Below are 25,195 nucleotides of genomic sequence, written 5' to 3'. Positions count from 1 at the left end.
TTTTCCCGGCGGCCGGGTCGCCCCTACTCCAGGACGTAGCGGACGGGCAGGTGCTTGAGGCCGCCGACGAACGTCGTGGCGGTCCGCCGGGGGACGCCCGCGAGCTCGACCGAGCGCAGGCGGGGCAGGAGCTCGCGGTACAGGGCCTGGATCTCCATGCGGGCCAGCGCGGCGCCCAGGCAGTAGTGCACGCCGAAGCCGAAGGCCAGGTGGCGGTTGGGATCGCGGCCCACGTCGAAGCGGAACGGGTCGTCGAAGACCTCCTCGTCGCGGTTGGCCGACGGGTACGACAGCAGTACCGACTCGCCCTTCGCGACGGGCACGCCGCGGATCTCGGTGTCGGCGGCGGCCGTGCGCATGAACTCCTTGACGGGGGTGACCCAGCGGATCATCTCGTCGGTGGCCAGGGGGAGCAGGGCCGGATCGTCCTTCAGCCGCCAGAGCTGGTCGGGGTTCTCGATGAGCGCGTGCAGGCCGCCGGAGATCGTGGCGCTGGTGGTGTCGTGCCCGGCCGTCGCGACGATCACGTAGTAGGAGGCGGTGTCGACGTCCGACAGCGGCCCGCCGTCGACGACGGCGTTGGCTATGGCCGAGGCCAGGTCGTCGGTCGGGTTCGCACGGCGGGCCGCGGTCAGCGCGTTGAAGTAGTCGAAGAACTCGAAGAGCGTGTTCATCTGCTCCTGGGGGCTCTCGCCGCGGCGCAGCTCCTCGTCCTGGCTGCCGAACAGCTCCTGGGTGAGCCGCAGCATGCGGGGGAAGTCCGACTCGGGCAGCCCGAGCAGCGACAGGATGACGTACAGCGGGTAGTGCACGGCGATCTGCTGCACGAAGTCGCACTCGCCGCCCAGCTCGGCCATCCGGTCGACGTACTGGCGGGCCAGCTCGTCGATCCGCGCCTGCATCGCCCGCATCGCCTTGGGCCGGAACCAGTCGGCCCCGATGGCCCGGACCACCCGGTGCTGCGGGTCGTCCATGTGGACGAGCGTGCGCAGCTCCATGCCCTGCTCCCGCTGCTGCGCCTGGAGGAGGTCCATCTCCGCCGTGGACAGCAGCGTGCGCGGCGCGCTGAGGAACAGCTTGTTGTCCCGCTCGATCTCCATGATGTCGGCGTGCCGGGTGATCGCCCAGAACGGGTTGTACCCCGGCGCCTCGACCCGGTGCACGGGCGCCTCCCGGCGCAGCAGCGACAGGGCGGCGTGCAGCCGCCCCTCGTCGGCGTAGGCGCTCGGATCGGCCAGGGCGAGGCCGGCGTCGTGGAGGGAGAGAGTGCGGCTCATCTCGTTCCTTCAGCTGGGTGAAGCGGACGGGACAGGACAAGAAGGTAACCGAACACTTGCAGATTTCCCGTCCCCGGTACAGCCTTTTCCCCTGACTCCGCGGAGTTCTGGAGAAAAGCGCCGGCCGCCCGCCCGGCGGACATGGAGATCCACGCACCGGGTAGCCAACCGGCATGAGGTTTCCCGTCCCGCGCTCGCCGCAGGCGGAGCGTGCCCGGACGCCTCTGTGGCTGTGGCCCGTCGTCACGAGCCTGGCGGCCTTCGTCCTCGCGGTTCTGACCGTACGCCTGCACGAGGAGAACGTGCGGCCGCCGTTCTGGTTGCGCTGGCAGGGCGACGCCGATTCGGCCGCGACCCTGCTGCAGGCGGTGGCCGGTTCGGTCATCACCGTGACGGGGCTGACGTTCTCCCTGACCGTGGTGGCGCTCCAGCTGGCGTCGCAGCAGTTCTCGCCGAGGATGCTCCGCGAGTTCGCCCACGATCCGGGGATCAAGCGGGTGCTGTCCGTGCTGGTGGCCGCCTTCGTCTTCACCACCGTGGCGCTGCGGTACATCCGGAGCGAACGCCCGGCCCCCGATCTGACGATGTTCCTCGCCTCGCTCCTGAGCCTGGCCGCCCTGGGCGCCGTCCTGTACTTCATCACGCACATCGCGCAGCTGCTGCGGGTGGACACGATGATGCTCACCGTCCACGACCAGACGGACCGGGTGATCGACAAGTTCCATCCGGAGTACGGGGACGAGAGTCTGCGCTCCCCCGGCGCCACGCCGCCCGGCGGTACGGTGCTGCCGGCCCGCCGCAGCGGGTTCGTCCGGATGCTCCGCATCAACGCGCTGCTGCGGGCGGCCGCCGCCCACGGCCTCACGATCGAGGTCGCCGTCCGGGCGGGTGACCACGTGGTCCGGGGCTCCCCGGTCGCGACGGTGTGGTGGCGCTCCCCGCACGGCCGGGCGCCCGATCCCGCGGCGGTCGACAGGGCGGTCCAGGACGGCATCGAGATCGGCTACGAGCGCACCAACGAGCAGGACGTGGCCCTGGGCCTGCGGCAGCTCGCCGACATCGCGGTCAAGGCGCTGTCCCCCGCGGTCAACGATCCGGTCACCGCCGCGCACGCCGTCGGGCACCTCGCCGACCTCCTGGTCAGGCTCACCGGCCGGCGGCTCGGCCCGGTCGTCCACGGGGACGGGCGGGACGGCGGGCAGGTCATCGTCCGCGACCGCGACCTGGCCTACTACCTCGAACTGGCCTGCGGGCAGATCCGCCGCTACGGCCGTCACGAACCGGCCGCGCTGAACGCCCTGCTCCGCATGCTGCGCGATGTCGCGGCCGTCGCCCGCGACGACTCGCAGCGCGACCAGATCGCCCTGCAGGCCGGCCTCATCCGGGCCCAGCTCGACCGCGGCCTCCTGCCCCATGACATCGACCAGGTCGAGGACATGTTCCGGCGCGTCCACGCGGCGCTGGACGGCGACCTCCCCTCGGCCTACGGGGACCGCAGCGGCGAGACCCGCTCCCTCTGAGCGGCGGGACGGCCCTGTCCCCTACCGGAAATCCCGCCGGAAAACCATGGCCGCAAGGCATTGCCTGAGCCGTCCACAGACCTTAATCTGCGGAACAGAAGTTCCCTCTGCGAAACAGCTTTCCAATGAGGGAAACAGCAGAGTCCCTTCCCACCTCGGCGAGACGACGGCCGGCGCGACGCCGGAACCGGTGGGCCGTCGCTGTCATCCATCACGCCGCGCCCTCGGGCCGGCCCGTACGACCCCGCTCCGCAGAGCAGGAGGAGAGACAGTGAAGGTCACCCCCAGCAGGCGTTCCAGGAAGATCAGAACCGGCTTCCTCACGGCCGCCGCCGCGGTGGGCGCGCTCATCGCGTCCACGTTCGCCGCCGCCCCTGCGGCGAGCGCCGCCGAGAGCTGCGGCGGCTACTCCTCGAGCACCACCACCTGCGTCATCGACACGGCGACCATCGGTGGGAGTTCCTACGACCTGAAGTGGTACCTGCCGAACGGCGCCGCCTCCGCGCTGATGCTCGTCCAGCACGGCTTCAGCCGCGACTGCGACACCCTCACGAACACCAGCAAGGCGATCGCCGAGAAGGGCGTCATGGTGTTCTGCATCGACGCCGACATGACCGCCGGCAACCCGGGACTCGGCAACGCGCTGGGCGACACGCTGAACGCCCGCACCATCACCCCGCCGAGCGGCAAGGCGCTGCCCGCCAAGTACATCGTGGGCGGCCACTCGGCGGGCGGCCACTTCGCCTCCGTCGTCGGCGCCCGCCTGGCCTCCCTGGGCTACGCGAACCTGAAGGGCGCGATCCTCTTCGACGGCGTCGCCAGCAGCGACTTCACCGCCAACCTCCAGGCGGTCTCGGCGAACGGCACCCGCCCCGTCCTGCAGATCGCGGCCCGTCCCAGCCTCAGCAACCTCTTCAACAACGCCTTCGGCGCGCTCGGCTCCCTCGGCGCCGACTTCGTCGGCGTCCAGCTCGTCTGGACCAAGTACAACGGGGGCATCGCGCCCTCCGGAGGCAGCTGCCACATCGACGCCGAGGGTGAGAACACCGACGCCATCGGTGTCATCGGCGCGGGCTGCAGCCCCAACTCCACCCAGGTCTCGCGACTGCGCGACTACAGCTCCACCTGGGCCAGGGACATGGCCACCGGCTCCTACACCGCCAGCCACTACTGCGGGAACTCCGACGACCTGTCCACCTGCGGCAGCCGCCTCATGCAGGTCCTCGGCGGCAGCCTCCCGCTCGCCGCGGTCATCCCCAACTCCTGACCCCTCCCGCGTCGCCGCACCCCTCCGGTGACGGAGAGGGCCCGCCCTTCCGGGCGGGCCCTCTCGCCTTCCCGGCACGCGGCCGGCCGCGGGTTCAGGCGGCGGTGGTGAGCCTCAGGACGTACTCGATGAGGGTGACCAGGACCGTCTTGACGGACTCGCGCTGGCGCACGTCGCACAGCACCACCGGGACCCCGGGGCCGATGTCCAGGGCGTCCTGGATCTCCTCGGGGCTGTAGCGCTGGGCGCCCTCGAAGCAGTTGGCCGCCACCACGAACGGGATGCTGCGCTGCTCGAAGAAGTCGATCGAGGCGAAGCTCGACTCCAGCCTGCGGGTGTCGGCCAGGACGATCGCGCCGGTCGCACCGTAGGCCATCTCGTCCCACATGAACCAGAAGCGCTCCTGGCCCGGCGTGCCGAACAGGTAGATCCGCAGGCCGCCGCTGAAGGTCAGCCGGCCGAAGTCCATCGCCACCGTGGTGGTGGACTTGCGCTCCACGCCGGTGGTGTCGTCGACGCCGACGCTGGCGTCGGTCAGGTCCTCCTCGGTGCGCAGCGGGCGGATCTCGCTGATCGCGCCGACCAGTGTGGTCTTGCCGACGCCGAAGCCCCCGGCGACCAGCAGTTTCAGCGCGACGGTGGGGGCTTCCGCGACCTCCCGGTGGGAGGCGTCAGAGGTGGCGAAGTTCATCGAGCACTCTCATCAGCAGGTGAGCGTCAGGACGCTTGGGAGCGGGTTGGCGGACCTCTTCGATCAGTCCGTGGTGGTACAGGTCGCCCAGGAGCACCTGGACCACCCGGAGCGGGAGGTCCACCTCGGAGGCGAGGTCGGCGGTGGTCGACGGGCGCCGGCAGAGGTCCAGCAGCCGCCGGTGCTCGCTCGACAACCTGACGTTCTCCGCCGCGCCCCGGCCGCTCACGACCAGGATCGTCACCAGGTCGAGGCGGACGCCCCGGGGCTGGGTGCGCCCCTTGGTCACCGTGTAAGGGCGGACCAGGGGGCCGGCGTCCCGGCCCACCCAGCGTTCCCGGGGCAGCCGCCCCTCTGGACCGTTCATCCGGCACCCGCCGACTGGCGGCGTGGCGCGGCCGCCATATGCTGGCGCACCCGCTTGATGAGCAGCGCCATCTCGTAGGCGACCAGACCGGCCTTCGGTCCGGCGGTGCTCAGCACCGCCAGGCAGCTGCCGCTGCCGGCCGGCACGACGAAGAACAGCTTGTCGTCGAGCTCGATGACGGCCTGGCGCACCTGGCGGGCTCCGAAGTGCTCCCGCGCCCCGTTGGACAGGCTGTGGAAACCGGAGGACAGCGCCGCGAGGAATTCCGCGTCCGCCTGGGAGACAGTGCGCGAGGCGCCCATCACCAGCCCGTCCCGGGACAGCAGAACCGCCTGATGCACCTGCTCCACCCGCTGGACCAGGTCATCGAGCATCCAGCTCAATTCACCGGATGGCTGTGGCTGAGTCACGGCCTCTCCCGTTCGTCATAGGTATCGAACTCTGTGGTCTCGTCCTCCGGGCTTCGCCCCTGCAGCCATCCCGACTGCAGCGAGGACATCAGATCCCGGCTGAACTCCGGGTCGGGCTCGACGAATCCGTCTTCGTCGTTGTTGTCATAGGAGCCGCCGGCTCCGGGCTGGGACTGCTTCCGCAGCTGCGGCGCGAGGTGCTGCTGCCGGTTCCGGCGCGGCAGCCTGCCGCGGCCTTCCCCGCCCCGGCGCTCCTGCTCCTGCTGCTGTCCCTGCTGCTGCCCCTGGGGGAACAGCTCCTGGGGGGTCTCCGGAACGGACGGGGGAAGGTCGTACCCGGAGAACGGCGAAGACTGCTCAGAGACCATGGGGGGCACCGAAGGGGGCAGAGGCGTGCTGGACGGGGGCGGGGTGTAGCGGCCCGACGACGAGGTCGCGGGCAGGTCGGACACCATGGTGGTGGCGCCGGTGGACGACGAGGAGGGCGGGGCCGCGGGGCCGCGGTGCGCGCCGGCGGTCACGGCCCGGGGCTCGGACGGAGCGCCCGAACCGGCCTGCACGGCCCGCTGCCCGCGCTTGCCGCGGGACTCGCCGCCGGGACGCACGATCAGCGTCTCGGGCATCAGGACGACCGCCGTGGTGCCGCCGTACACCGACGGCTGGAGCGTGACCTTGATGCCGTGGTGGGCGGCGAGGCGGGCCACCACGAACAGGCCCAGCCGGTCGCTGTCGGCCAGGTCGAACTCCGGCGGCTGGCTGAGGTTGCGGTTGAGCAGGGCCAGCTGCTCGGGGTAGATGCCGATGCCGCGGTCGACGATCTCGACGACCACGCCGTTGGCGACGGCCTCGGCCCGCACCAGCACCTCGGTGGTGGGCGGGGAGAACATGGTGGCGTTCTCGATGAGCTCGGCCAGCAGGTGGATGACGTCGGCGACGACCTCGCCCTCGATCGCGACGCCGGTGGAGGCCGCGACCTCGACCCGGGTGTAGTCCTCCACCTCGCCGAGCGCGGCGCGCACCACGTCCTCCATCTCGACCGGGTGGTCCCAGGCGCGGACGGTGGGCGCGCCGGAGAGGATCACCAGGCCCTCGGCGTGCCGCCGCATGCGGGTGGTGAGGTGGTCGAGCTTGAAGAGGTCCTCCAGCTCCTCGGGGCTGGAGGCGCGGCGCTCCATCACGTCGAGCAGCTGGAGCTGGCGCTGCAGCAGCGCCTGGCTGCGCCACGACAGGTTGACGAAGACCTGGCCGATGCTCTTGCGCAGGTGCGCCTCGGCGACGGCCACGTCGACCGCGGTGTGCTGCACGGTGCCGAACGCCTCGGCCACCTCGTTGATCTCGCGGGTCTTGCCCGTCTCGATCGGCGGCGCCTCGACCACGGGGTCGACCTCCTCGCCGCGCCGCAGCCGGGCCACGACCCGGGGCAGCCGCTCCTGCGCCAGGTTCTGCGCGGCGCCGCGCAGCCCCTTCAGCTCCACCGAGACGTTGCGGGCGAACCGGGTGAGCAGCACGAGCGAGGCGATGACCGCGACCAGACCGAGTCCGGCGACCAGCGTGAACTCCACGATGATCCGCTGGCCGACCGGCTCCACCCGCTCGACCTTCAGGATGTCGCTGCTCGCCATGACGCGCTCCATCCAGACGCCGGCGAGCTGCTCGTTGAGCGCCCGCCACTCCTGGAGGTTCGGCACGGTCTTGGCGGTGAGGAAGCTCTGCTCCAGCTCGACGTACCTGCGGAACTCGGGGCTCTCGGCGAAGCCGTGCAGGATGTCGGCGATGTTGCCCGACACCTCGTGGAGCGAGAGCTCGAAGAAGCGTTCGCGGCTGCCGGCCCAGTCGGCGAAGGCGGTACGGCGGGCGCTGTCGATCTTCGCGTTCTTGGGGAGGGTGTTCAGCAGCGCGCTCTGGCGCAGCATCAGGTCGCGCGACCAGCCCATGTAGATCAGCGCGGCGGTCTCCCGCGCGACGTCCAGGTCGTTGACGCTGGTGAAGGAGGCGCACATCCGGAACAGCACTTCGATGAGCCGGCTGTACTCGTTGATGATCTCGACCGGGGTGGACCGTCCGGGCACTGCCTTGCCCCGCACCGTGTCCAGGCCCTCCAGGGCCTTGCGGGTGTCGGGAAGCTGGGCGCGGGCCTTGGGGTTGAGGCCGTCGAGGGCGTCGGGGTTCTGCAGCGTGGCCATGAACGACGCGAGCGTCTTGTCCGTGGCGCCCCTCGCCTGGGCGAGGCCCTCCTGGGCCGCCGCGGCGGCGGCGCCGTTGCCGGTCACCACCACGGCGGCCGCCGAACGCTCCATCGCCAGCGTGAACATCAGCGTGTTCGCCGGGATGCCGAGCATGTCGTAGTTGTCAGAGAAGTTGAACTTCTTCAGAGCGGCGTTCATCGTCGTAGTCGCCGCGTACCCCCACAGCACCGTCAGCGAGAGCAACGGCACGACCAGCAGCGCGGCGATACGCCGAAGGATCGGGCGCCCGCCGCGGGGTACTGGGGATCTTCTGCGTTTGAACAACGTTTCCGCTCCGATTTGCGTGTCTCCTGGCCGACCAGGGTCGCCCACAGTACTGAAGGTGAAGAGACTTTAACCACTGTCCAAAATAAGGACACCTCACCGCAAGAGGGGGGTCCTAGTGAGCGGACCGGTTCAAGACCGCCGGGCGTGCCAGCATGTTCCCGCTCGAACACGGAACGTCATAACGCGGGTTCATGGCCTGAGGCGGTGTCCTGCGTGTGAGTGTAAGGCCTGCCCGAAAAGACCAATACCGAGAAGAATGCCCTCCTCTTCGGCACAGGAGGGCTGATGAAGGCGGTGCGAACCTCCCGCGCGGCCCCGCCGGAACAGCCGGTATCGATACCAAAAAGATAGAAGTGAAGCGTGGCGCCATCGGCACGCCGTGTGATTACGGGACGTGGCGGCCGGACTTCTCCGCCATTTTGGCAAACTGGCCTCCGCGAGACGACACGACGGCGCGGAGGAGCGGGAAATGGTCGATGGAGTGCGCTACCTGGGACGGGGGATCTCCTGGGTCGCCAGACGTCCCGCCCAATGGGTGTTCGGCCTGATCCCCGCGCTGCTGTCCCTGGTGCTGTTCGCGGGCCTGCTGACCTGGCTGGGCTTCCAGGTCGGCGACCTCGTCCGGTGGATGACGCCGTTCGCCGACGACTGGGCGTCCGGGGTGCGGGACGCGCTGCGCGTCATCGCCGGCGTCGCGGTGTTCGGGGCGGCGCTGTTCGCCTCGCTGCTCCTGTTCACCGCCGTCACCCTCGTCATCGGCGAGCCGTTCTACGAGGCGCTCGCCACCCGGGTGGAGGACTCCGTCGGCGGCGCCCCGCCGGAGCCCGACGAGCCGTTCTGGCGCGGCGTCGGCCGGAGCGTCCGCGACGCGCTCATCCTGGGCGCCGCCGCGCTCGCCTTCGGCGTGCTGTTCTTCGCGCTGGGATTCATCCCCGTCGTCGGCCAGACCGTCGTCCCCGTCGTCGCGCTCATCGTCTCGGGCTACTTCCTCACCGGGGAGCTGACCGGCATCGCCATGGAGCGCAGGCTGATGTCGCGCAAGGAGCGGTTCGCCCTGCTGAAGTCGCGGCGCGCCACGACCCTGGGCTTCGGCACCGCCACCGCCGTGCTGTTCCTCATCCCGCTGGGCGCGGTGCTGTTCATGCCCGGCGCGGTCGCCGGGGCCACGCTCATGGCGCGCGACCTCTGCGAGGAGGACACCCCCGAGCCCCCAAAGGTTGCATGAATATTCGCTAACGTTCCGGAATCTTTATCTTTTTTTCATGTCCGACCTGTACGGTCCTGGGGGTCAGGAGGAGTCGACCCCGGGATGAAGGATGCAGGACGCCAAGCGCAAGCGCGTGATCAAGAAGGCCATCCGGCGCAGGGGAGCACACCTGCTCGAGGCCGTGAGGCCTCCGGGGGTGGCGCTCAAGCGGAGGGCGCCACTGCCCGACCGGTCGGCCACACGCCTGGTCGCCTCGCCCGTCTTCGTCCTCTCGTCGGTACGGTCGGGGTCGACCCTCCTGCGCGTCCTGCTCAACAGCCACTCGCGCCTGCGCGCGCCGCACGAGCTGCACCTGCGCACGCTCAAGGTCGAGCCGAGCCGCAAGTACTCCGCGGACATCATGGACGCGGTCGGACTCAGCCTCACCGAGCTGGAGCACCTGCTGTGGGACCGGGTGCTCCATCACGAGCTGCTGAAGAGCAGGAAGTCCATCATCGTCGACAAGACCCCCTCCAACGCCCTGCAGTGGCAGCGCATCTCCTCGGCCTGGCCGGAGGCGCGTTACATCTTCCTGCAGCGCCATCCCGCGTCCGTCGTCGAGTCGCTCCTGAACCGCCGCAAGGACGCCGACCGCGACGCCGTGGTCAAGGAGGTCCTCGACTACGTGACGGGCGTCGAGACCGCCCGGCAGAGCCTGGAGGGCCTCACCGTCCGCTACGAGGACCTGACCGCCGACCCGGCCGACGTGACGAAGAAGATCTGCGCCTACCTCGGCGTGCCGTGGGAGTCCTCGATGCTCGACTACGGCGCCCACGACCACGGCCCGATCAAGCCGGTCTTCGGCGACTGGAGCGCCAACCTCAAGTCCGGCAGGATCCAGCGGGCCCGTCCCCTGCCCTCCCGCGAGGACGTCCCCGAGGAGCTGCGCGAGATCACCCGCCTGTGGGGTTACTGAGCCGGCCGTCCCGGCGCACGGTTTCACCCCCGGTTCACCCGGGCGTGGTGGGATTCCGGGATGGCGGACGAGGAGAACGCGGCACCGGCGCGCGGATCGTGGCGGGAGGTCGCCGGGCTGTTCCTCAGGCTCGGCGCCATCGCGTTCGGCGGGCCCGCCGCGCACACCGCGCTGATGCGCGACGAGCTGGTGCGGCGCCGGGGCTGGGTCACCGACCGGCGGTTCGCCGACCTGATGGGCGCCACCAACCTCATCCCCGGCCCCAGCTCCACCGAACTGGCCATCCACCTCGGCCACGAGCGGGCGCGGTGGCGGGGGCTGGTCGCGGCCGGGGTCTGCTTCATCCTGCCCGCCGCGCTGATGGTCACCGCGCTGGCCTGGGCGTACGTGCGCCACGGGAGCACCCCGGCCGTCGAGGGCGTCCTGTACGGGGTGGTGCCCGCCGTCATCGCGATCATCGCCCACGCGCTCTTCGCCCTGCTGCGCGCCGTGCTCAGGACGGTGTGGCTCGGGCTGCTCGCCGCCGCCGCGCTCGCGGCCTACCTGGCGGGCGTCAACGAGCTGCTCGTCCTGGCCTGCGGCGCGGCCTCGGCCGCCGCGGCCCGCGCCGCGCTCCGGGCGCGCCGCGCGAGGGGTCCGGGCGCCCTGGTGCCGCTGCCGTTCGCCGACGGCTCCCCGCTCTTCCCCGACCCGACCGGAGCCCAGCTCGCCGAGCTCTTCGCCACCATGCTGAAGATCGGCGCGGTGCTGTACGGCAGCGGCTACGTCCTGCTGGCGTTCCTGCGCGGCGACTTCGTGGAACGGCTCGGCTGGATCACCGAGCAGCAGCTCGTCGACGCCGTCTCCGTCGGGCAGGTCACCCCCGGCCCCGTCTTCACCACCGCCACCTTCCTCGGCTACGTCGTCGCCGGGCTCCCCGGCGCGTTCCTCGCCACCGTGGCCGTCTTCCTGCCGTCGTTCCTGTTCGTCGGGCTGCTCACCCGGCTCACCGGCTTCCTGCGTTCCCGGGACTGGACGGGCGCCCTGCTGGACGGGGTCAACGCCGCCGCGCTCGCGCTGATGGCCGGTGTCTCCTGGCAGCTCGCCCGCACCGCGGTCACCGATCCCCTCACCGCGGCCATCGCCCTCGGCACGTTCGTGCTGGTGTGGCGGACCCGGATCAACAACGCGTGGTACATCGCCGCAGGAGCGGCGATAGGACTGGTTCATGCCTTTCTCTGGTGATTGCCGGGGGAAACGCGGTGGTAGAAGAGACGGTGTGGAGGCTCAGAAGATCGGTTACGGCGACGTCGAGCAGGCCGCCCGGCGCATCACCTCGCGGATCCGCGAGACCGCGGTCGCGCACGCCGACGGCCCGCTGTGGTTCGCCCTGGAGTTCATGCAGCACACCGGCTCCTTCAAGGCGCGCGGCGCGCTGAACCTGCTGCTCGCCCACCGGGAGGCCGGGACGCTGCCCCCGGCCGGGGTGGCCATCGCCAGCGGGGGCAACGCCGGCATGGCGTGCGCCTGGGCGGCGGGCCTGTTCGGGGTTCCCGCCACGGTCTTCGTCCCCGAGACCGCGCCGAAGGTGAAGGTCGAGCGGCTGCGCGGCTACGGCGCGGACGTCCGCCAGGTCGGCGCCGAGTACGCCGACGCGCTCGGCGCCTGCCAGGAGTTCACCGCCGAGTCCGGGGCGCTGGCCTCGCACGCCTACGACGACCCGCTGATCGCGGCCGGCGCGGGCACTCTCGTGGACGAGATCCGCGCCCGGGTGCCGCGGCTGGACACGATCGTCATCTCGGCCGGAGGCGGCGGCCTGTTCACCGGGATCGCGACCGCCGCCGACCACCACGGGCTGCGCACGGTCGTCGTCGAGCCGGAGAACTGCCGCGCGCTGAACGCCGCGCTGGAGGCGGGCCGGCCCGTGGACGTCACCGTCGACTCGGTCGCCGCCGACGCCCTGGGCGCCCGGCGCGCGTCCCGGCTGGCGCTGGACACCGCGCGGACCACCCGCTCCGACAGCCTGCTCGTCACCGACCTCGAGATCATCGACGCGCGGCGGCGGTTGTGGGAGCGCTACCGGCTCGCCGTCGAGCACTCCGCCGCGACCGCCTACGCCGGGCTGCCCCACTTCGACGACGGCTCCGGCACGGTGGCCGTCGTCCTCTGCGGAGCCAACACCGACCCGTCCGACCTGGCCTGAGATCCGGCGCGGGCCGAACACCGAGTGATCAAGAAACTCTCCGCGACAACTCGCAACAAACGGCGTAGCTTCGTGGGATGCCCACTACCAAGGAGCGGGCCGACGAGGCCGCGAGCATCCTCGCGGCCCGGCTGCGGCAGCTGCTCGCCGAGTCACCGCTCAACACCATCTCGCTCGCCGCCGAGGTCGGCTGGGCCAAGTCCAAGGTCTCCAAGATCCAGAACGGGGTGCAGATCCCCACCGAGCGCGACATCCGCGTCTGGTGCACCGCCACCGGCAATCCCGAGAGCGTGCCCGACCTCATCGCGGCCGTCCGCAACATCGACGACCTCTACATCCAGTGGCGCCGCATCGAGCAGACCGGCCTGCGCCGGGTCCAGGAATCCTTCAATCCCCAGTACGAGGGCACGTCGGAGTTCCGCATCTTCCAGCACAGCCCCATCCCGTCGCTGCTGCAGACCCCCGCCTACGCCAAGGCGCACCTGACGTCCATCATGGAGTTCCGCGAGGTGCCCAACGACGTGGACGCCGCGACGGAGGAGCGGCTCAAGCTCCAGCAGCACCTGGCCGACGGGACCAAGCGCTTCAGCTTCGTCGTCTCCGAGGCCGCCCTGTACGCTCCCATGCTCGACGAGGAGGGCATGCTGGAGCAGCTCGACCGGCTGCTGCACTTCGTGGGCGGGCAGGTGAACGTCTCCCTGGGCATCCTGCCGCTGCGGGCGCCGCGCACGGTCTGGCCGTGGGAGGGGTTCTGGATCTACGACGCCGATGAGGTCCGTCCGGATCTGGTCGCCGGGCAGATCCGTAACCGCCAGCCGGCGGACGTCGCGCACTACCTCAAGACCTTCGAACACCTGGTGGAGGCCTCGGCGTACGGCCGTACCGCGCAGAATCTGATCGAGGCCGCAAAACCCTGAAGAAACTCCGAGAAACAATCTGGACGAGGGCGCGGCCCGATCCCTAGTTTTAGGCACGTCCGTCGGAAGCACGCTGACTGGAGCGATCCGTGAACAGAACGCCCGCGGTCGACAGCCAGGTGGGTCCGTCCACGTCTCCCGGGTGGACGGCGGAACGGACCCTTCCGGTGGACCTGCGGGCCGGGACGGCGGCCCGCGACTGGCTGCGGGGCATCTTCGGCTCCTCCTGCCGCGTCCGCGACGAGTTCCTGCTGGTGGTGTCGGAGCTGCTCGGCAACTGCGCCGAGCACGGCGGCGACGGCAAGGTCTCCCTGAGCGTCGTCCACGGCAGGAACCGGGTCTGGGGGCGCCTGGTCCACCACTCCCCGCCCATCGGCAAGCCGGTGCTGCGCGGTGACGTCACCGCGCAGACCGAGCTCCTGCTGGCGGCGGCCGGGCCCGCGGTCCCGGTGGAGGACCTGGCCGAGGACGGGCGCGGGCTGTTCGTCGTCCAGATGCTCTGCGCGGAGTACGAGCACGTCTCGGGCCCGGGCTCCTCGGTCACCGAGTGGGCGATGGCGGACTGCGGCTGCTTCCGCTGAGCCGGACCTGGCGGTCCCCGGCGGGTCTCCCCCGGATAACTTACTGAGGTTAACAAATCAGTAGTCCGGGAGCGCCCCAGGAGCACCGCCGTGACCAGCACCCTCGATCCCCCCGCTTCCGACTCCCTCTCCTCCCCCCGCCCGCGGCTGATCCTGGTCGCGCTGGCGATCGGATGCTCCCTCGTGGCCATCCAGCAGACCCTGGTCATCCCGCTGCTGCCCGCGCTGATGGCCGAGTTCGACGCCTCGATCACCACGGTCACCTGGGTCTTCACCGCCTCCCTGCTGTCGGGCGCCGTCGCCACCCCGCTGCTGTCGCGCTTCGGCGACATGTACGGCAAGAAGCCGCTGATCCTGACGGCCCTCGGCCTGCTGCTGGCCGGGTCGGTGATCTGCGCCCTGGCGACGTCGCTGGGCGTGCTGTTCGTCGGCAGGGCCGTGCAGGGCGTCAGCGTGGCGGTCTTCCCGCTGGCGGTCGGGGTGATCCGTGACGTGCTGCCGCCCGCCCGCATCATGGGCGCGATCGGCTTCGTCAGCGCCACCATGGGCATCGGCGGCACCCTCGGCATGCTCGTCACCGGGCTGCTGGCCACCGTCACCTCCCACCACGCCCCGGTCTTCTGGGTGGCGGCCGTGCTCAGCGCGGCCTCCGTGGCCCTCGTCGCCCGCTGCGTGCCCGCCGAGGGCGCCGGACGCGGCGGCAGGCCCGACTACCCCGGAGCCGTCCTCACCGCCCTGATGCTGCTGTGCCTGCTGCTGGCCGTCAGCCAGGGCAACGCCTGGGGCTGGACGTCGGGGCGCGTGCTCGGCCTGTTCGCCGCCTCGGCCGTCCTGTGCGCGGCCTGGGTGCTGACCGAGCAGCGGGTGGCCGAGCCGCTCGTGCGGCTGTCGCTGCTGGCGGGCCCCAGGTCCCTCTCGGCGAACCTGATGTCCCTGCTGCTCGGCTTCTCGATGTACTCCTCGTTCACGCTGATCTCCAACCTGATCCAGACGCCGTCGAGCGCGGGTTACGGGCTGGGCGGCTCGGTGCTGGACGTCGGCCTGTACTCGCTGCCGAACACCGTCGTGATGTTCTACGCCTCCACCTACGCCGGGAGGCTGGCCGAGCGCACCGGTCCGGCGTTCGCGCTGGCGATCGGCTCGGTGTTCGCCGGTGCGTCCTACTTCTGGCTCGCCCTGTCCAACTCCCACGGCTCGGACTTCGTCGCCTACGGCGTGCTCCAGGGCCTGGGCTTCGGCATCGCCTACGCCGCCCTGGGCACCCTGGCCGTCGCGCACGTGCCGATGGACAGCAGCGGCATCGCCAGCGGCGTCAACTCCCTGGTGCGGACGGCGGGCGGCGCGGTCGCGGGCGCGGTCGTCGCGGCGATCCTCACCGGCGGGGGCGGCGCCACCGAACTCGGCGACTACGTGGCGTGCTTCTTCATCGTCGCGGGGGCGGCCTGGCTGGCCGGCGGCGTCGCGCTCTTTCACGGAATCCGCTACCGGCGCTGATCTGGAAAATTACAGAACGAGAATTCCCGATTGGAACGACAGCCTTCGGGAAATGCTCGAAAAAAGCAGACGGGCGCGGCACCGAAGTGCCGCGCCCGTCGAGATATAATCGGCTACAGCGTCTTCACCTTCGCCATGAAGGAACGAAGCTCGGACCGCGAGAAGGCCAGTTTCCAACCCTCCGGGTTCTTGCTGTCCCGTATTGCCACGGGCGCGCCGGGACGGGAGGTGCCGATCTCGACACATGCCCCGTTCTGCGCACTCCGGCTGCTCTTCCGCCAGGTAAGGCGGGAGAATTCCAGCATTAAGAACACCCCGCTTTCATATGATTCGTTCCTGCGCAGACGACAGCTCCCCCGCGACCTGCTCGATGAGCTCCACCGACAGCTCCGGGGAGAGCGCCACGGCGCGCAGGTGCTCGTAGATCCCCGTGTACTCCGCGAGATCCGCCTGTTCCTCCAAATAGAGGCTGCCGCGGCGGAACTGAAGGTACACGATCGAGGGATGTGCCTGCCGGGGAAAATGCAAAATGTGGAATGAGCCGTCGACGGCGGCATGGGCACCGGCCGAGAAAGGTAGCACCTGCAACATGACATGGCGCGGCCGGGAGAGCGCGATGAGTTGTTCCAACTGCTTTTTCATGACAGTTCGGCCACCCACGACCCGGCGTATGCTGGCCTCGTTCAGAATGACCCAGAGCTTGGGCGCGTCAGGGCCGTTCAGCCTTTCCTGGCGCTTGAGCCTGACGGCCACCCGGCGGTCCTGCTCGGCGACGCTCTCCTCGGGCAGCACCGGGTCGATCCGCAGCAGCGACCGGTAGTAGTCCTCGGTCTGCAGCAGCCCGGTGATCAGTTCGGGCTCGTAGACCAGCAGTTCCGAGGCCTCCTCCTCCAGCCCGATGTAGGTCTCGAACCAGGAGGGGATGGACGAGGAGGAGCCGGGGCGCTGCCACCAGCCCCGCTGCCGGCTCTCCCGGGCCAGGGCCACCAGCCCCTCCGTCTCCTCCTCGGAGAGCTCGTAGTAGCGGCACAGCGCCCGGATGTCGTTCACCTTCGGCGCGTGGGAGGCCTGCTCGATGCGGTAGACGGTGGTCCGCCCCACGTCGGAGCCTCTGGCCACCTCGTCCAGGTTCACCTGGCGCGCGCCGCGCAGGCGGCGCATCTCGGCGGCGAGACGCCGCCTGCGGACTGTCGGGCTGGTCCGCCCTGAGGTCATGGAACCCTCCTGGGTGTGTGGTCCCCGAGTGCCTGCACGAACGGAAGTGGAATATTCCACGAAAGCGCTTTACATGACCCCCCGTTGCGCCTCACACTCAGAGAGTAGCGACACGGAGGCTCGGTAACGGAGAGAACTTCGGGGTTGATCGAAGAGCTTCGGGCTGAACGAAGGGATTCGAGGACCTTTGTGGGGATCTCCGTGGATCGCTGGGGGAGTGCCGGAGAGTCCGCAGGTAGGCCCGTCCACCGCGGTCCGCTTCCCGGGCCGCCGGTCGTGTCCCGCACGACCGCAGGAGGTTCCGGCGATGGAGCAAGAGTTCGAACGACCGAAGGACCGACCATGCTGACCGCCACGCGCATCACCCTGCCCGGTCGGCCGGAACAGGTGCGCGTGGCGCGCAGATGGCTGTCCTCCTGGCTCGGCCACGACCACCCCGCCGAGTACGCGGCGGTCCAGCTGCTCTCGGAGGCCTTCGGCAACAGCGTGCTCTACGCCAGCCCCGGGGGCATGGTGGAGCTCATCGCCGAGCTGAGCGACCAGCTCGTGCGGGTCGAGGTCGTGGACCGCGGCGGGCACAGCGAGCCCGCCCTGCGCTACGAGCCCGACAGCGACCGGGAGAGCGGCCGCGGCCTGTACATCCTGGACTTCCTCGCCAAGGACTGGGGCTGGGAGCGCCTGTCGGACCAGCGCCTCCGGTTCTGGTACACGGTCACCTTCTGAGCCGCTCCCGCCGGGACGCGGCCGAAGGCGCCACCGCTACTCCGCCGGAGCGGCCTCGGCCAGCAGCCCGGTGCGCCAGGTGGGGTACTGCGGCTTCCAGCCCAGCTCCTTGGCCTTGGCGTTGGAGACCGGACGGCCGGTGGCGGCGGCGTGCCGGATCGACCGCGGCTCCGGGGCGCCCAGCGCCGCGGCGTAGGACGGCAGCCACTCCTGGAACGTCGCGGGCTCGTCGTCGACGATGTTGACCGGACCCGCCTCCCAGCCGAGGGCGGCGACCGTGGCGGCAGCCGCGTCCTCCACATGCACGAACGACGTCCACGCCGGGGTCAGCGCCAGCTCCGCGCGCCGCACCCGGTCGGCGATCGCGCCGTCCGGGGCGTACCAGGTGCCGGGCCCGTAGAGCGCGCCGTACCGCAGGACGACGCCCTTGGGCATGCGCGCGACGTCCTGCTCCAGCGAGGCGATGCTCTGGTACGGCTGCAGCGCCGGGTCGAGCACGTCGGTCTCCGTCGCGGGCTCCTCGCCGCGCACGTACAGCCAGGCGATGCTCTGGGCGATCATCGTTTCGACGCCGGCGGCCAGCGCGGCGTCGACGAGGTTGCGGGTGCCCGCGGCGCGCAGCGCGCCGTTGGCCGCGAAGTCCCCGCTCGTGAGGTCGGTGAGCTGGTGGATGACGACGTCGGGGCGCTCGGCCTTGACGGCCTTGCGCAGGCGCCTGGCGTCCAGGACGTCCACGACGACCGGGTGCGCGCCCAGCCCTTCGAGCAGCTTGCCCTTGGCGCGGCGGCGGGTCGTGCCGGAAACCTCGTGACCCGCCTCGACGAGCTGGGGCACCAGCGCGCGGCCGATCACGCCGGTGGCTCCGGCGAGCAGGATCTTCACGGGGGGACCTCCAGGAGTCTCACTTCTCTGTGGTCACCGGCGGACCATGTTCAAGTTATCCGGTCTTGACGGTCCTGGCGACGGGCGGGGCTCGTTTTTGCGTACTCGGTGTAGTCCAATGGTCACCACCAGGCTCAGCAGTCCCAGGCCTCCGACGACGGCGACGCCCATCGAGGCGGCGGAGGGGCCGAAGACGGCGGCGCCCAGCGCCGCGTACCCCAGGGTCGAGGGGAGCACGCCCACCGCGCTGCCGAACAGGAAGTCCCGGTAGCGGGTCGCGGAGGTGCCGAAGGCATAGGAGACCAGGCCGTAGGGGGCGATGGGCAGGAACCGGACGGTCACCACGCCGATGACCCCGTTGCGGCCCAGCCAGTGGTCGAGCCGCGCCATGCGGGCCGCCAGCGAGCCGCGCCATCCGGCGTGCTCCCGCGACAGCACGCCGTCGATGAACTCCCGGCCCAGGAGGCGGCCGACGAGGAAGGCGGTGCTCGCGCCCAGCAGCGCGCCCACGAGCACGTATCCGGCGCCCGGCCCGAGCCCGAACAGCAGCCCGCAGACGAAGGCCAGTGCCGTGCGCGGCACCATGGCCAGGATCAGCAGCCAGGTGCCCAGGACCGCCAGGAACGGGTTGAGGCCGCCGGCCGACTCCAGCGCCGCCGCCAGGCCGTCCCGGTCGGGGACGAGGAACGCCGCGGCCGCCGCCGCGACCGTCGCGCCGGCGATGAGCAACGTGAAACGTGCCGCTGGCCCTCTCATGATGGTGGAAGGTTACCGTCAGGGCCCTCACCGCCGCATAAGCCGGAACACATGGCCGAGACTGTGGACGTGGCTTCCGTAACACGCGCAGAGATCATGGACCGCTACGGTCTGGGCAGGAGCACCCTGGAGAAGTGGTTCCGGGAGCGTGCCTCCACCGGGCATCCCGAACCGGACGGCAGACGCGGACAGCAGCTCACCTGGGACGCCGGCGCCTGGCACGCCTGGTACTCCGCCCGCGGGACGGAGGCCGCCGTCCCGGACGGCCTGGCCACCCGCGACCGGCTCGCCGAGATCCACGGCCTCTCCAGGCACGCCCTGAAGGAGCTGTGGGCGGCACGCGGCGCCAACGGCCACCCCGAGCCCGCCCGCCGGCACGGCAAGGCCCTCTACTGGGACACCGAGGAGTGGGCGGCCTGGTACGGCTCCCTGCCCGCGGAGCACGACAGGGAGCTGCTCACCCTCGCCGAGGCCGGCCGCCTGCTCGGCCTGGCCCCGGGCACGGTCACCGTCTACGCCTCCCGGCCCCCGAAGGGCTGGCCGGAGCCGGTGGAGGAGGTCCCGCTCGGCGGCGGCCGGACCCGCCGCCTCTACCGTCGCGCGGACGTCCTCGCCTACGCCGCGGGGAAGGCATGACCGCCGGGAGGTGGCACTGGCTTCACCATGGAACCGGTAATCAGGGGGGTCGTCCCGCCTCCCCGGCATGCCTACTGTGATCACCGTGAAAAGGAACAAACCCGACGTGATCTGGCGCGAGATCCTTCTCGGCCCGGTGCGCCCCCGGACCTGGTGGGCCACGGCCCACCTGGTCATGGGCGCGCTCGTCTCCGGGGCGGGGCTGGTCCTGCTGGCCCTGCTGCTCTTGTCCACCGTGTTCCTGGTGACGCTCCCCGTCGTCCTGCCCCTGCTGTTCCCCCTCGTGTGGGGCCTGGCGAGCCTGCACCGGAGCCGCTTCGCCGGCCTCCTCGGCGAGCGGGTGGACCCGCTCCCCCGGAACCACCCGGAAGGGCGCCGCGAACGCCTCGTGGCCCAGGCGTTCGACCGCAACACCTGGCGCCAGGCGTGGTTCCACGTCGTCGCCGCGGTGACGGAGACGGGCTCCGCCCTCCTGGCGGCCGGCCTCTGGAGCACGGCCTTCGGCCTGCTGTTCCTGTCCGCCCTCTCCCTGGCGGCACCGCGCATGCTGCGCGACGCCGAGTTCATCGACCCCTCCAACGCCCAGTTGGAGACCGCGCTGGTCCTCGTCGGGGTGTTCCTTCTGTTCGCCACGCCCTGGGTGGTGCGCGCGCTGGCCGCCCTGGACCTGGCGATGGCCCGCGCGCTCCTCGGCCCCGACCAGGCGAAGAGGCTCTCGCACCGCGTCGAGGTGCTCACCGAGAGCCGCAGCGCGGTGGTGGACGCCGCCGACGCCGAACGGCGGCGGATCGAGCGCGACCTGCACGACGGCACCCAGCAGCGGCTCGTCTCGCTGGCCATGAACCTCGGGATGGCGCGGGCGATGAACCCGGACCTGCCGGAGATCGCCGAAGCGCACGAGGAGGCCAAGCTGGCCCTCGCCGAGCTGCGCGACTTCGTCCGCGGCCTGCACCCGGCCGTCCTGAACGACCGCGGGCTCGACGCGGCCCTCTCGGGGATCGCGGCCCGCTCCCCCGTTCCCGTGACGCTGGCGGTGGACCTCCCCTCGCGGCCGTCCCCGACCACCGAGGCCGTCGCCTACTTCGTGGTCTCCGAGGCCCTGGCCAACGCCGCCAAGCACGCCCAGGCGGGGAGCGCGGAAGTGAACGTCTCCCATGTCCGCGGCACCGTCCGGGTCGTCGTCACCGACGACGGGATCGGCGGAGCCCACCCCGGCAAGGGCAGCGGCCTGCGCGGCCTGGTCCAGCGCGTCGAGTCCATCGACGGGACCCTCACCGTCCACAGCCCTGTGGGCGGCCCCACCACCCTCACCGCGGAGCTCCCGTGCGCGTCGTGATCGCCGAAGACTCGGTACTGCTGCGAGAAGGCCTCATCCGGCTGCTGGAACGTGCCGGATTCACCATCCAGTCGGCGGTGGGAACCGCCGAGGAGCTCCTCACGGAGCTCGAACGGGAGCAGCCGGACGTCGTCGTCACCGACGTCCGCATGCCGCCGACGCACACCGACGAGGGGCTCCGCGCCGCGCTGGTCATCCGCCGGCAGTGGCCGGGCATGGGGGTGCTCGTCCTGTCCCAGTACGTGGAGGAGCACTACGCCACCGACCTGCTGTCCGGGGAGACCGCCGGGGTCGGCTACCTGCTGAAGGACCGGGTCGCCGACGTGGCGGACTTCCTGGACGGGCTGCGCCGGGTCGCCTCGGGCGGCACCGTCCTGGACCCCGAGGTCGTCTCCCAGCTGCTCGTCCGGCGGCGCAGCGACCCCCTCGACCGCCTCACCCCCCGCGAGCTCGACGTCCTCAAGGCGATGGCCGAGGGCCGCTCCAACGCGGGCATCGCCGCCGCGCTGGTCGTCAGCGAGAGCGCGGTGGCCAAGCACATCAACAACATCTTCGCCAAGCTCGACCTCCGTCACGCCGACAGTGACCACCGCCGGGTCCTGGCCGTACTGCGCTTCCTGGGAGGCCGGGCATGAAGACCCTCGACAAGGCCGCCGACGAGACCGCCCCCGAACCGGCCGTGAACAAGCACACGGGCTGGCGGGCTGGCGGAGTCCTCCTCACCCTGGCGGTGCTGTGCGCGTCCTTCGTGGCCGTCATGGACCTGCTGCTGGAGAGCACCACGACGACCAGCGACGTCTACAAGCGCTCCCTCACCAGCCTGTCCCTCGAACTCGAGAACGTCTCCGTGGAGATCGAGCCCGGGCCCGCCGGCCAGGTACGGGTCATCCGGGACCTGGAGTGGTCGACCTTCAGGCCGAAGGTGCGGGAGACCTGGGAGGGCGACACCCTGCGGATCAAGATGGACTGCCCGATCGAGATCGTGCAGCCGTGCCACGCCTCCTACCGGCTGAGCATCCCGGAGCAGACCCCTCTCTCCGTGAACTCCGGCGGCGGATACGTGGCTGCTCGGGGCCTCACCGGAAAGGTCGACATCAACCTCTCCGGCGGCGGCGTCCGGCTGGAGGGCCTCCCTGGAGAGGTTGACATCACCAGTGTCGCGGGCGACGTGTGGATCGTGGACGCGCAGGCGAAATCCGTACGGGTGAAGGCCGACGCGGGCGACGTCTACCTCGGCTTCGCCACGCCCCCGGCGAACGTCGAAGCCCGCACGACGGCCGGAAACCTCAACATCCAGGTGCCCAGAGGAGCCCCCTACCTCGTCAACGCCGAGAGCGTCGCCGGGTCCCGCGACGTCTCCGTGGAGGAGACCGCCGGAGCACCCCACCGGATCTTCGCCAGGAACAGCGCGGGTGATCTCTCCGTCCGCTACCAGGGCGGCCAGTATTGACGTGGCACCGGCAGGGCGCCGCTCCCCGTAAAGTGGAAAGGCTGAACCGGCGTTTCGAGAGGGGTACGCGGTGTCCACCGTCAAGGCGAAGAGCGACGAGGTCTCGGCCGAGGCCGCGCGGCGGCGCACCTTCGCGGTGATCAGCCACCCGGACGCCGGCAAGTCCACGCTCACCGAGGCGCTGGCCGTGCAGGCCGCGGCGATCTCCACGGCGGGCGCGGTGCACGGCAAGGGCGACCGGGCGGGCGTCACGTCCGACTGGATGGAGATGGAGCGCAGCCGAGGCATCTCGATCACCTCGTCGGTGCTGCGGTTCGACTACCACGGCGCCCTGCTCAACCTGCTGGACACGCCCGGCCACGCCGACTTCTCCGAGGACACCTACCGGGTGCTGTCGGCGGTCGACGGCGCGGTCATGCTGCTGGACTCCGCCAAGGGCCTGGAGGCGCAGACCCTCAAGCTGTTCGACGTCTGCAAGCACGGCAACGTCCCGATCATCACGTTCGTCAACAAGTGGGACCGGCCCGGCCGGGAGCCGCTGGAGCTGCTGGACGAGATCGAGCAGCGCATCGGCCTGCACGCCGCCCCGCTGAACTGGCCGGTGGGCGTCGCGGGCGACTTCCGCGGCCTGATCAGCCGGGCCGACGGCTCGTTCACCAAGTTCATCCCGGCGCCGGGCGGCGGCCGCGCCCAGGCCGTCAGGATGTCGGCCGAGGACGCCGCCGCCGAGCTCGGCGACCTGTGGGAGACCGCGCTGGAGGAGCTCACCCTCCTCACCGAGATCGGCGCCGAGCTCGACATGGAGGCCTACACCGGCGGGATCTCCACCCCGGTGCTGTTCGGCGCGGCGCTGCCCCAGTTCGGGGTGAGCGCCCTCCTGGACGCCCTGGAGACCTACGCCCCGCCCCCCGCGGCCCGCCCGGACGCCAAGGGCGAGTCCCGCCCGGTGGAGGCGCCGTTCTCCGGCCAGGTCTTCAAGGTCCAGGCCGGCATGGACAAGGCGCACCGCGACTCGCTGGCGTTCGTCCGCGTCTGCTCCGGCCGGTTCGAGCGCGGCATGACCCTCACCATGGGCTCCACCGGCCGCGGCCTGGTCACCAAGCACGCCCAGACGGTCTTCGGCCGCGACCGCACGACCGTCGACACCGCCTACCCCGGCGACGTCGTCGGCCTCCCGAACACCCACGGCCTGACCGTCGGCGAGACCCTCTACGACGGCCCCGCCGTCACCTACCCGCCGATCCCCGCGTTCGCCCCCGAGCACTTCATGGTCTGCCGGGCCAAGGACGTCGGCAAGTACAAGCAGTTCCGCCGCGGCATCGAGCAGCTCGACAGCGAGGGCGCCGTCCAGGTCCTGCGCAGCGACATCCGGGGCGACCAGTCCCCCGTCCTCGCCGCCGTCGGCCCCCTGCAGTTCGAGGTCGTCGCCCACCGCATGGAGCACGAGTTCAACTCCCCGGTGGTCCTGACCAACCTCGACTTCAACGAGTGCCGCCTGACGGACGCGGAGTCCGCCGAGCAGCTGGCCAAGATGCGCGGCGTGGAGGTCTTCACCCGCTCCCTCACCGGCGACCTCCTGGCCCTCTTCACCGACAAGTGGCGCCTGCGCGCCATCGAACGCGAGTACCCGGACCTCAAGATCGAGCAGATGCTCGCCGCCGGCCAGTACTGACCGCACCGCCCGAACGGACCGCCTCCCCGGCGGTCCGTTCTGCTTTCGCGCCTCGTCAGGTGTCCGAGAACCAGCTGACGGTGTCGAGGCCGGTGGGGGGCGCCACGGTGCGCAGGGCGTCTTCGAGGTCGGTCAGGCGGGCGGGGCCCAGGGACTTCGCCCAGCGGGCGCGGAGGGTGTCGAAGATCGCCGCGGAGCGGGCCAGGGCGTCGAGGCCGCGGGGGGTGAGGCGGACCAGTTTGCGGCGGCCGTCCGCGGGGTCGTCGACGCGTTCGGCGTAGCCGAGGTCGGCCAGGCGGTCGATGGTCTTGCCTGCTGCCTGCTTGGAGACGCCCAGGCGGCGGGCGACCTCGGTGGCCGAACTGCCGGGGAGGCCGATGGCCTGCATGGCGAAGCCGTGGGCGGGGCGGACGTCGGGATGGCCCTGGCGGGCGAGTTCGGCGTGCAGCTCTTCGATGAGGGTGCGGAACCCGGCGAGCAGCAGCAGGGGCAGCTCGAAGCCCGGACGCCCGTCAGCCGTTGCGGACATCGTCAACCTGGTTTACTGTTTCGACAACCACGTTGTCTATCTTAGGGGACCGTCCGTATGACGTTCACCGACCACACCCTCGAAACCGCCCCTCCCGCCGCCCGCCGCACCATGGAGGCGGTCGCCGGGAAGACCGGCTACCTGCCCGCGGCCGTCGCGCGGCTCGCCGAGTCCCCGCAGTTGCTGGACGGCTTCCTGCGGACGAGCGCGCTGTTCGAGACGACCTCCCTGGACCCGGTGGCGCGGGAGGTGGTCATCATGACCATGGCCACCCGCAACGCCTGCCACATCTGCGTCGCCATGCACACGGCCAAGCTGACCGCACTCGGCGCCGACCCCGCACTGATCTCCGCCCTGCGGGAGATGAGGCCTCTGGACGACGCGCCGCTGGAGGCGCTGCGGCGCTTCGTCCTGGAGGTGCTCGCCACCTCAGGGGCGGTCTCCGCCGAGGCCATGGACGACTTCCTCGACCACGGCCACACCCGGCGGAACGCGCTGGAGGTCGTCCTGGGCATCGGCGCCTACACCCTGTCCACCCTCGCCAACCGCATGACCGACGCCCCCGTGGACGAGCCGCTCCGCCCGTTCGCCTGGGCCGGACCCGCCGCCTGAACC

General features: G+C 71.0%; 26 protein-coding genes. 16 read left to right on the top strand and 10 right to left on the bottom strand.

The genetic code is table 11. From position 1 onward, the window contains the following. Positions 1-23: 23 nt before the first annotated feature. A complete protein-coding gene (locus C2865_RS04715; protein ID WP_106397006.1) occupies positions 24-1,277 on the bottom strand; it encodes a cytochrome P450 in 1,254 nt (417 codons plus the stop codon). 173 nt (positions 1,278-1,450) lie between these two features. On the opposite strand from C2865_RS04715, the gene C2865_RS04710 reads away from it, so the two are divergent. Together C2865_RS04710 and C2865_RS04705 are read left to right on the top strand one after the other, a co-directional pair. After that, positions 1,451-2,797 (top strand): DUF2254 domain-containing protein, encoded by a 1,347-nt coding sequence (locus C2865_RS04710; protein WP_106397005.1) that lies wholly within the window; start codon positions 1,451-1,453, stop codon positions 2,795-2,797. Positions 2,798-3,068: 271 nt separating this feature from the next. After that, complete coding sequence (locus C2865_RS04705; RefSeq protein WP_106397004.1) at positions 3,069-4,064, top strand: alpha/beta hydrolase; 996 nt, start codon at positions 3,069-3,071, stop codon at positions 4,062-4,064. A 94-nt stretch (positions 4,065-4,158) separates the two neighbouring features. Here the strand turns inward: C2865_RS04705 and C2865_RS04700 are convergent, their stop codons facing one another. The 4 genes from C2865_RS04700 to C2865_RS04685 are packed head-to-tail and all read right to left on the bottom strand — an operon-like array spanning position 4,159 to position 7,967. Continuing rightward, the gene (locus C2865_RS04700) at positions 4,159-4,755 is read right to left on the bottom strand and encodes a GTP-binding protein (protein ID WP_106397003.1); all 597 of its coding nucleotides are present in this window, start codon (positions 4,753-4,755) and stop codon (positions 4,159-4,161) included. Then, positions 4,736-5,122, bottom strand: coding sequence for a DUF742 domain-containing protein (locus C2865_RS04695; protein ID WP_106397002.1), 387 nt, complete (start codon positions 5,120-5,122; stop codon positions 4,736-4,738). The genes C2865_RS04700 and C2865_RS04695 overlap by 20 nt, the downstream gene beginning before the upstream one ends. Continuing rightward, complete coding sequence (locus C2865_RS04690; RefSeq protein ID WP_106397001.1) at positions 5,119-5,496, bottom strand: roadblock/LC7 domain-containing protein; 378 nt, start codon at positions 5,494-5,496, stop codon at positions 5,119-5,121. Before C2865_RS04690 ends, C2865_RS04695 begins: the two co-directional genes overlap by 4 nt. 32 nt (positions 5,497-5,528) lie before the next feature. Further along, positions 5,529-7,967, bottom strand: coding sequence for a sensor histidine kinase (locus tag C2865_RS04685; protein WP_157963562.1), 2,439 nt, complete (start codon positions 7,965-7,967; stop codon positions 5,529-5,531). A gap of 547 nt (positions 7,968-8,514) precedes the next feature. Here C2865_RS04685 and C2865_RS04680 point away from each other — a divergent pair. The 7 genes from C2865_RS04680 (at position 8,515) to C2865_RS04650 (ending at position 15,381) form a co-directional block, all read left to right on the top strand. Beyond that, positions 8,515-9,270, top strand: coding sequence for an EI24 domain-containing protein (locus tag C2865_RS04680; RefSeq protein WP_106396999.1), 756 nt, complete (start codon positions 8,515-8,517; stop codon positions 9,268-9,270). 91 nt (positions 9,271-9,361) lie between these two features. Further along, the gene (locus C2865_RS04675; protein WP_106396998.1) at positions 9,362-10,207 is read left to right on the top strand and encodes a sulfotransferase family protein; all 846 of its coding nucleotides are present in this window, start codon (positions 9,362-9,364) and stop codon (positions 10,205-10,207) included. A 60-nt stretch (positions 10,208-10,267) separates the two neighbouring features. Next, positions 10,268-11,431 carry a chromate efflux transporter gene (gene chrA, locus C2865_RS04670; RefSeq protein WP_106396997.1) on the top strand — a complete coding sequence of 388 codons (1,164 nt, stop codon included), beginning with the start codon at positions 10,268-10,270 and terminating at the stop codon, positions 11,429-11,431. Positions 11,432-11,465: 34 nt separating this feature from the next. Continuing rightward, positions 11,466-12,389, top strand: coding sequence for a threonine/serine dehydratase (locus tag C2865_RS04665; RefSeq protein ID WP_232835355.1), 924 nt, complete (start codon positions 11,466-11,468; stop codon positions 12,387-12,389). Between the two features lie 77 nt (positions 12,390-12,466). After that, positions 12,467-13,306, top strand: coding sequence for a Scr1 family TA system antitoxin-like transcriptional regulator (locus C2865_RS04660; protein WP_106396995.1), 840 nt, complete (start codon positions 12,467-12,469; stop codon positions 13,304-13,306). Positions 13,307-13,395: 89 nt separating this feature from the next. After that, complete coding sequence (locus tag C2865_RS04655) at positions 13,396-13,887, top strand: ATP-binding protein (protein ID WP_106396994.1); 492 nt, start codon at positions 13,396-13,398, stop codon at positions 13,885-13,887. A gap of 90 nt (positions 13,888-13,977) precedes the next feature. Beyond that, complete coding sequence (locus C2865_RS04650; RefSeq protein ID WP_106396993.1) at positions 13,978-15,381, top strand: MFS transporter; 1,404 nt, start codon at positions 13,978-13,980, stop codon at positions 15,379-15,381. A gap of 113 nt (positions 15,382-15,494) precedes the next feature. On the opposite strand, the gene C2865_RS04645 is transcribed toward C2865_RS04650, so the two are convergent. After that, positions 15,495-15,686, bottom strand: a complete 192-nt coding sequence (locus C2865_RS04645; RefSeq protein WP_106397487.1) for a DUF397 domain-containing protein — start codon at positions 15,684-15,686, stop codon at positions 15,495-15,497. A gap of 16 nt (positions 15,687-15,702) precedes the next feature. Then, complete coding sequence (locus C2865_RS04640) at positions 15,703-16,596, bottom strand: helix-turn-helix domain-containing protein (protein ID WP_106396992.1); 894 nt, start codon at positions 16,594-16,596, stop codon at positions 15,703-15,705. 342 nt (positions 16,597-16,938) lie between these two features. Between C2865_RS04640 and C2865_RS04635 the strand changes: the two genes are divergently transcribed. Further along, positions 16,939-17,319 carry an ATP-binding protein gene (locus tag C2865_RS04635; RefSeq protein ID WP_106396991.1) on the top strand — a complete coding sequence of 127 codons (381 nt, stop codon included), beginning with the start codon at positions 16,939-16,941 and terminating at the stop codon, positions 17,317-17,319. A 36-nt stretch (positions 17,320-17,355) separates the two neighbouring features. On the opposite strand, the gene C2865_RS04630 is transcribed toward C2865_RS04635, so the two are convergent. Together C2865_RS04630 and C2865_RS04625 are read right to left on the bottom strand one after the other, a co-directional pair. Continuing rightward, on the bottom strand, positions 17,356-18,201 hold the full coding sequence (locus tag C2865_RS04630; protein WP_106396990.1) for an NAD-dependent epimerase/dehydratase family protein: 846 nt from the start codon (positions 18,199-18,201) through the stop codon (positions 17,356-17,358). 33 nt (positions 18,202-18,234) lie between these two features. Further along, positions 18,235-18,957: a TVP38/TMEM64 family protein gene (locus C2865_RS04625; RefSeq protein WP_106396989.1), complete on the bottom strand. Its 723-nt coding sequence runs from the start codon at positions 18,955-18,957 to the stop codon at positions 18,235-18,237. 69 nt (positions 18,958-19,026) lie between these two features. On the opposite strand from C2865_RS04625, the gene C2865_RS04620 reads away from it, so the two are divergent. The 5 genes from C2865_RS04620 to C2865_RS04600 all read left to right on the top strand — a co-directional run bounded on the left by C2865_RS04620 (position 19,027) and on the right by C2865_RS04600 (position 24,051). Further along, on the top strand, positions 19,027-19,593 hold the full coding sequence (locus C2865_RS04620) for a hypothetical protein (RefSeq protein WP_232835354.1): 567 nt from the start codon (positions 19,027-19,029) through the stop codon (positions 19,591-19,593). Between the two features lie 85 nt (positions 19,594-19,678). Then, on the top strand, positions 19,679-20,929 hold the full coding sequence (locus C2865_RS04615; RefSeq protein ID WP_232835353.1) for a sensor histidine kinase: 1,251 nt from the start codon (positions 19,679-19,681) through the stop codon (positions 20,927-20,929). Beyond that, complete coding sequence (locus C2865_RS04610; RefSeq protein ID WP_106396986.1) at positions 20,917-21,564, top strand: response regulator; 648 nt, start codon at positions 20,917-20,919, stop codon at positions 21,562-21,564. The genes C2865_RS04615 and C2865_RS04610 overlap by 13 nt, the downstream gene beginning before the upstream one ends. Continuing rightward, entirely contained in the window at positions 21,561-22,379 is an 819-nt protein-coding gene (locus C2865_RS04605; RefSeq protein ID WP_106396985.1) for a DUF4097 family beta strand repeat-containing protein, read from the top strand. The genes C2865_RS04610 and C2865_RS04605 overlap by 4 nt, the downstream gene beginning before the upstream one ends. A 70-nt stretch (positions 22,380-22,449) precedes the next feature. Further along, positions 22,450-24,051, top strand: coding sequence for a peptide chain release factor 3 (locus C2865_RS04600; protein ID WP_106396984.1), 1,602 nt, complete (start codon positions 22,450-22,452; stop codon positions 24,049-24,051). Positions 24,052-24,106: 55 nt separating this feature from the next. Here the strand turns inward: C2865_RS04600 and C2865_RS04595 are convergent, their stop codons facing one another. Next, positions 24,107-24,580: a MarR family winged helix-turn-helix transcriptional regulator gene (locus tag C2865_RS04595; protein WP_106396983.1), complete on the bottom strand. Its 474-nt coding sequence runs from the start codon at positions 24,578-24,580 to the stop codon at positions 24,107-24,109. Between the two features lie 57 nt (positions 24,581-24,637). On the opposite strand from C2865_RS04595, the gene C2865_RS04590 reads away from it, so the two are divergent. Next, the gene (locus C2865_RS04590) at positions 24,638-25,192 is read left to right on the top strand and encodes a carboxymuconolactone decarboxylase family protein (protein WP_106396982.1); all 555 of its coding nucleotides are present in this window, start codon (positions 24,638-24,640) and stop codon (positions 25,190-25,192) included. Positions 25,193-25,195: the final 3 nt, after the last annotated feature.

The sequence above is a fragment of the Actinocorallia populi genome (assembly GCF_002995495.1).
Taxonomy (GTDB): Bacteria; Actinomycetota; Actinomycetes; order Streptosporangiales; family Streptosporangiaceae; genus Actinocorallia; species Actinocorallia populi.
The sequence above is the reverse complement of the archived record's forward strand: the minus strand, read 5'-3'. Positions and strand labels throughout refer to the sequence as shown.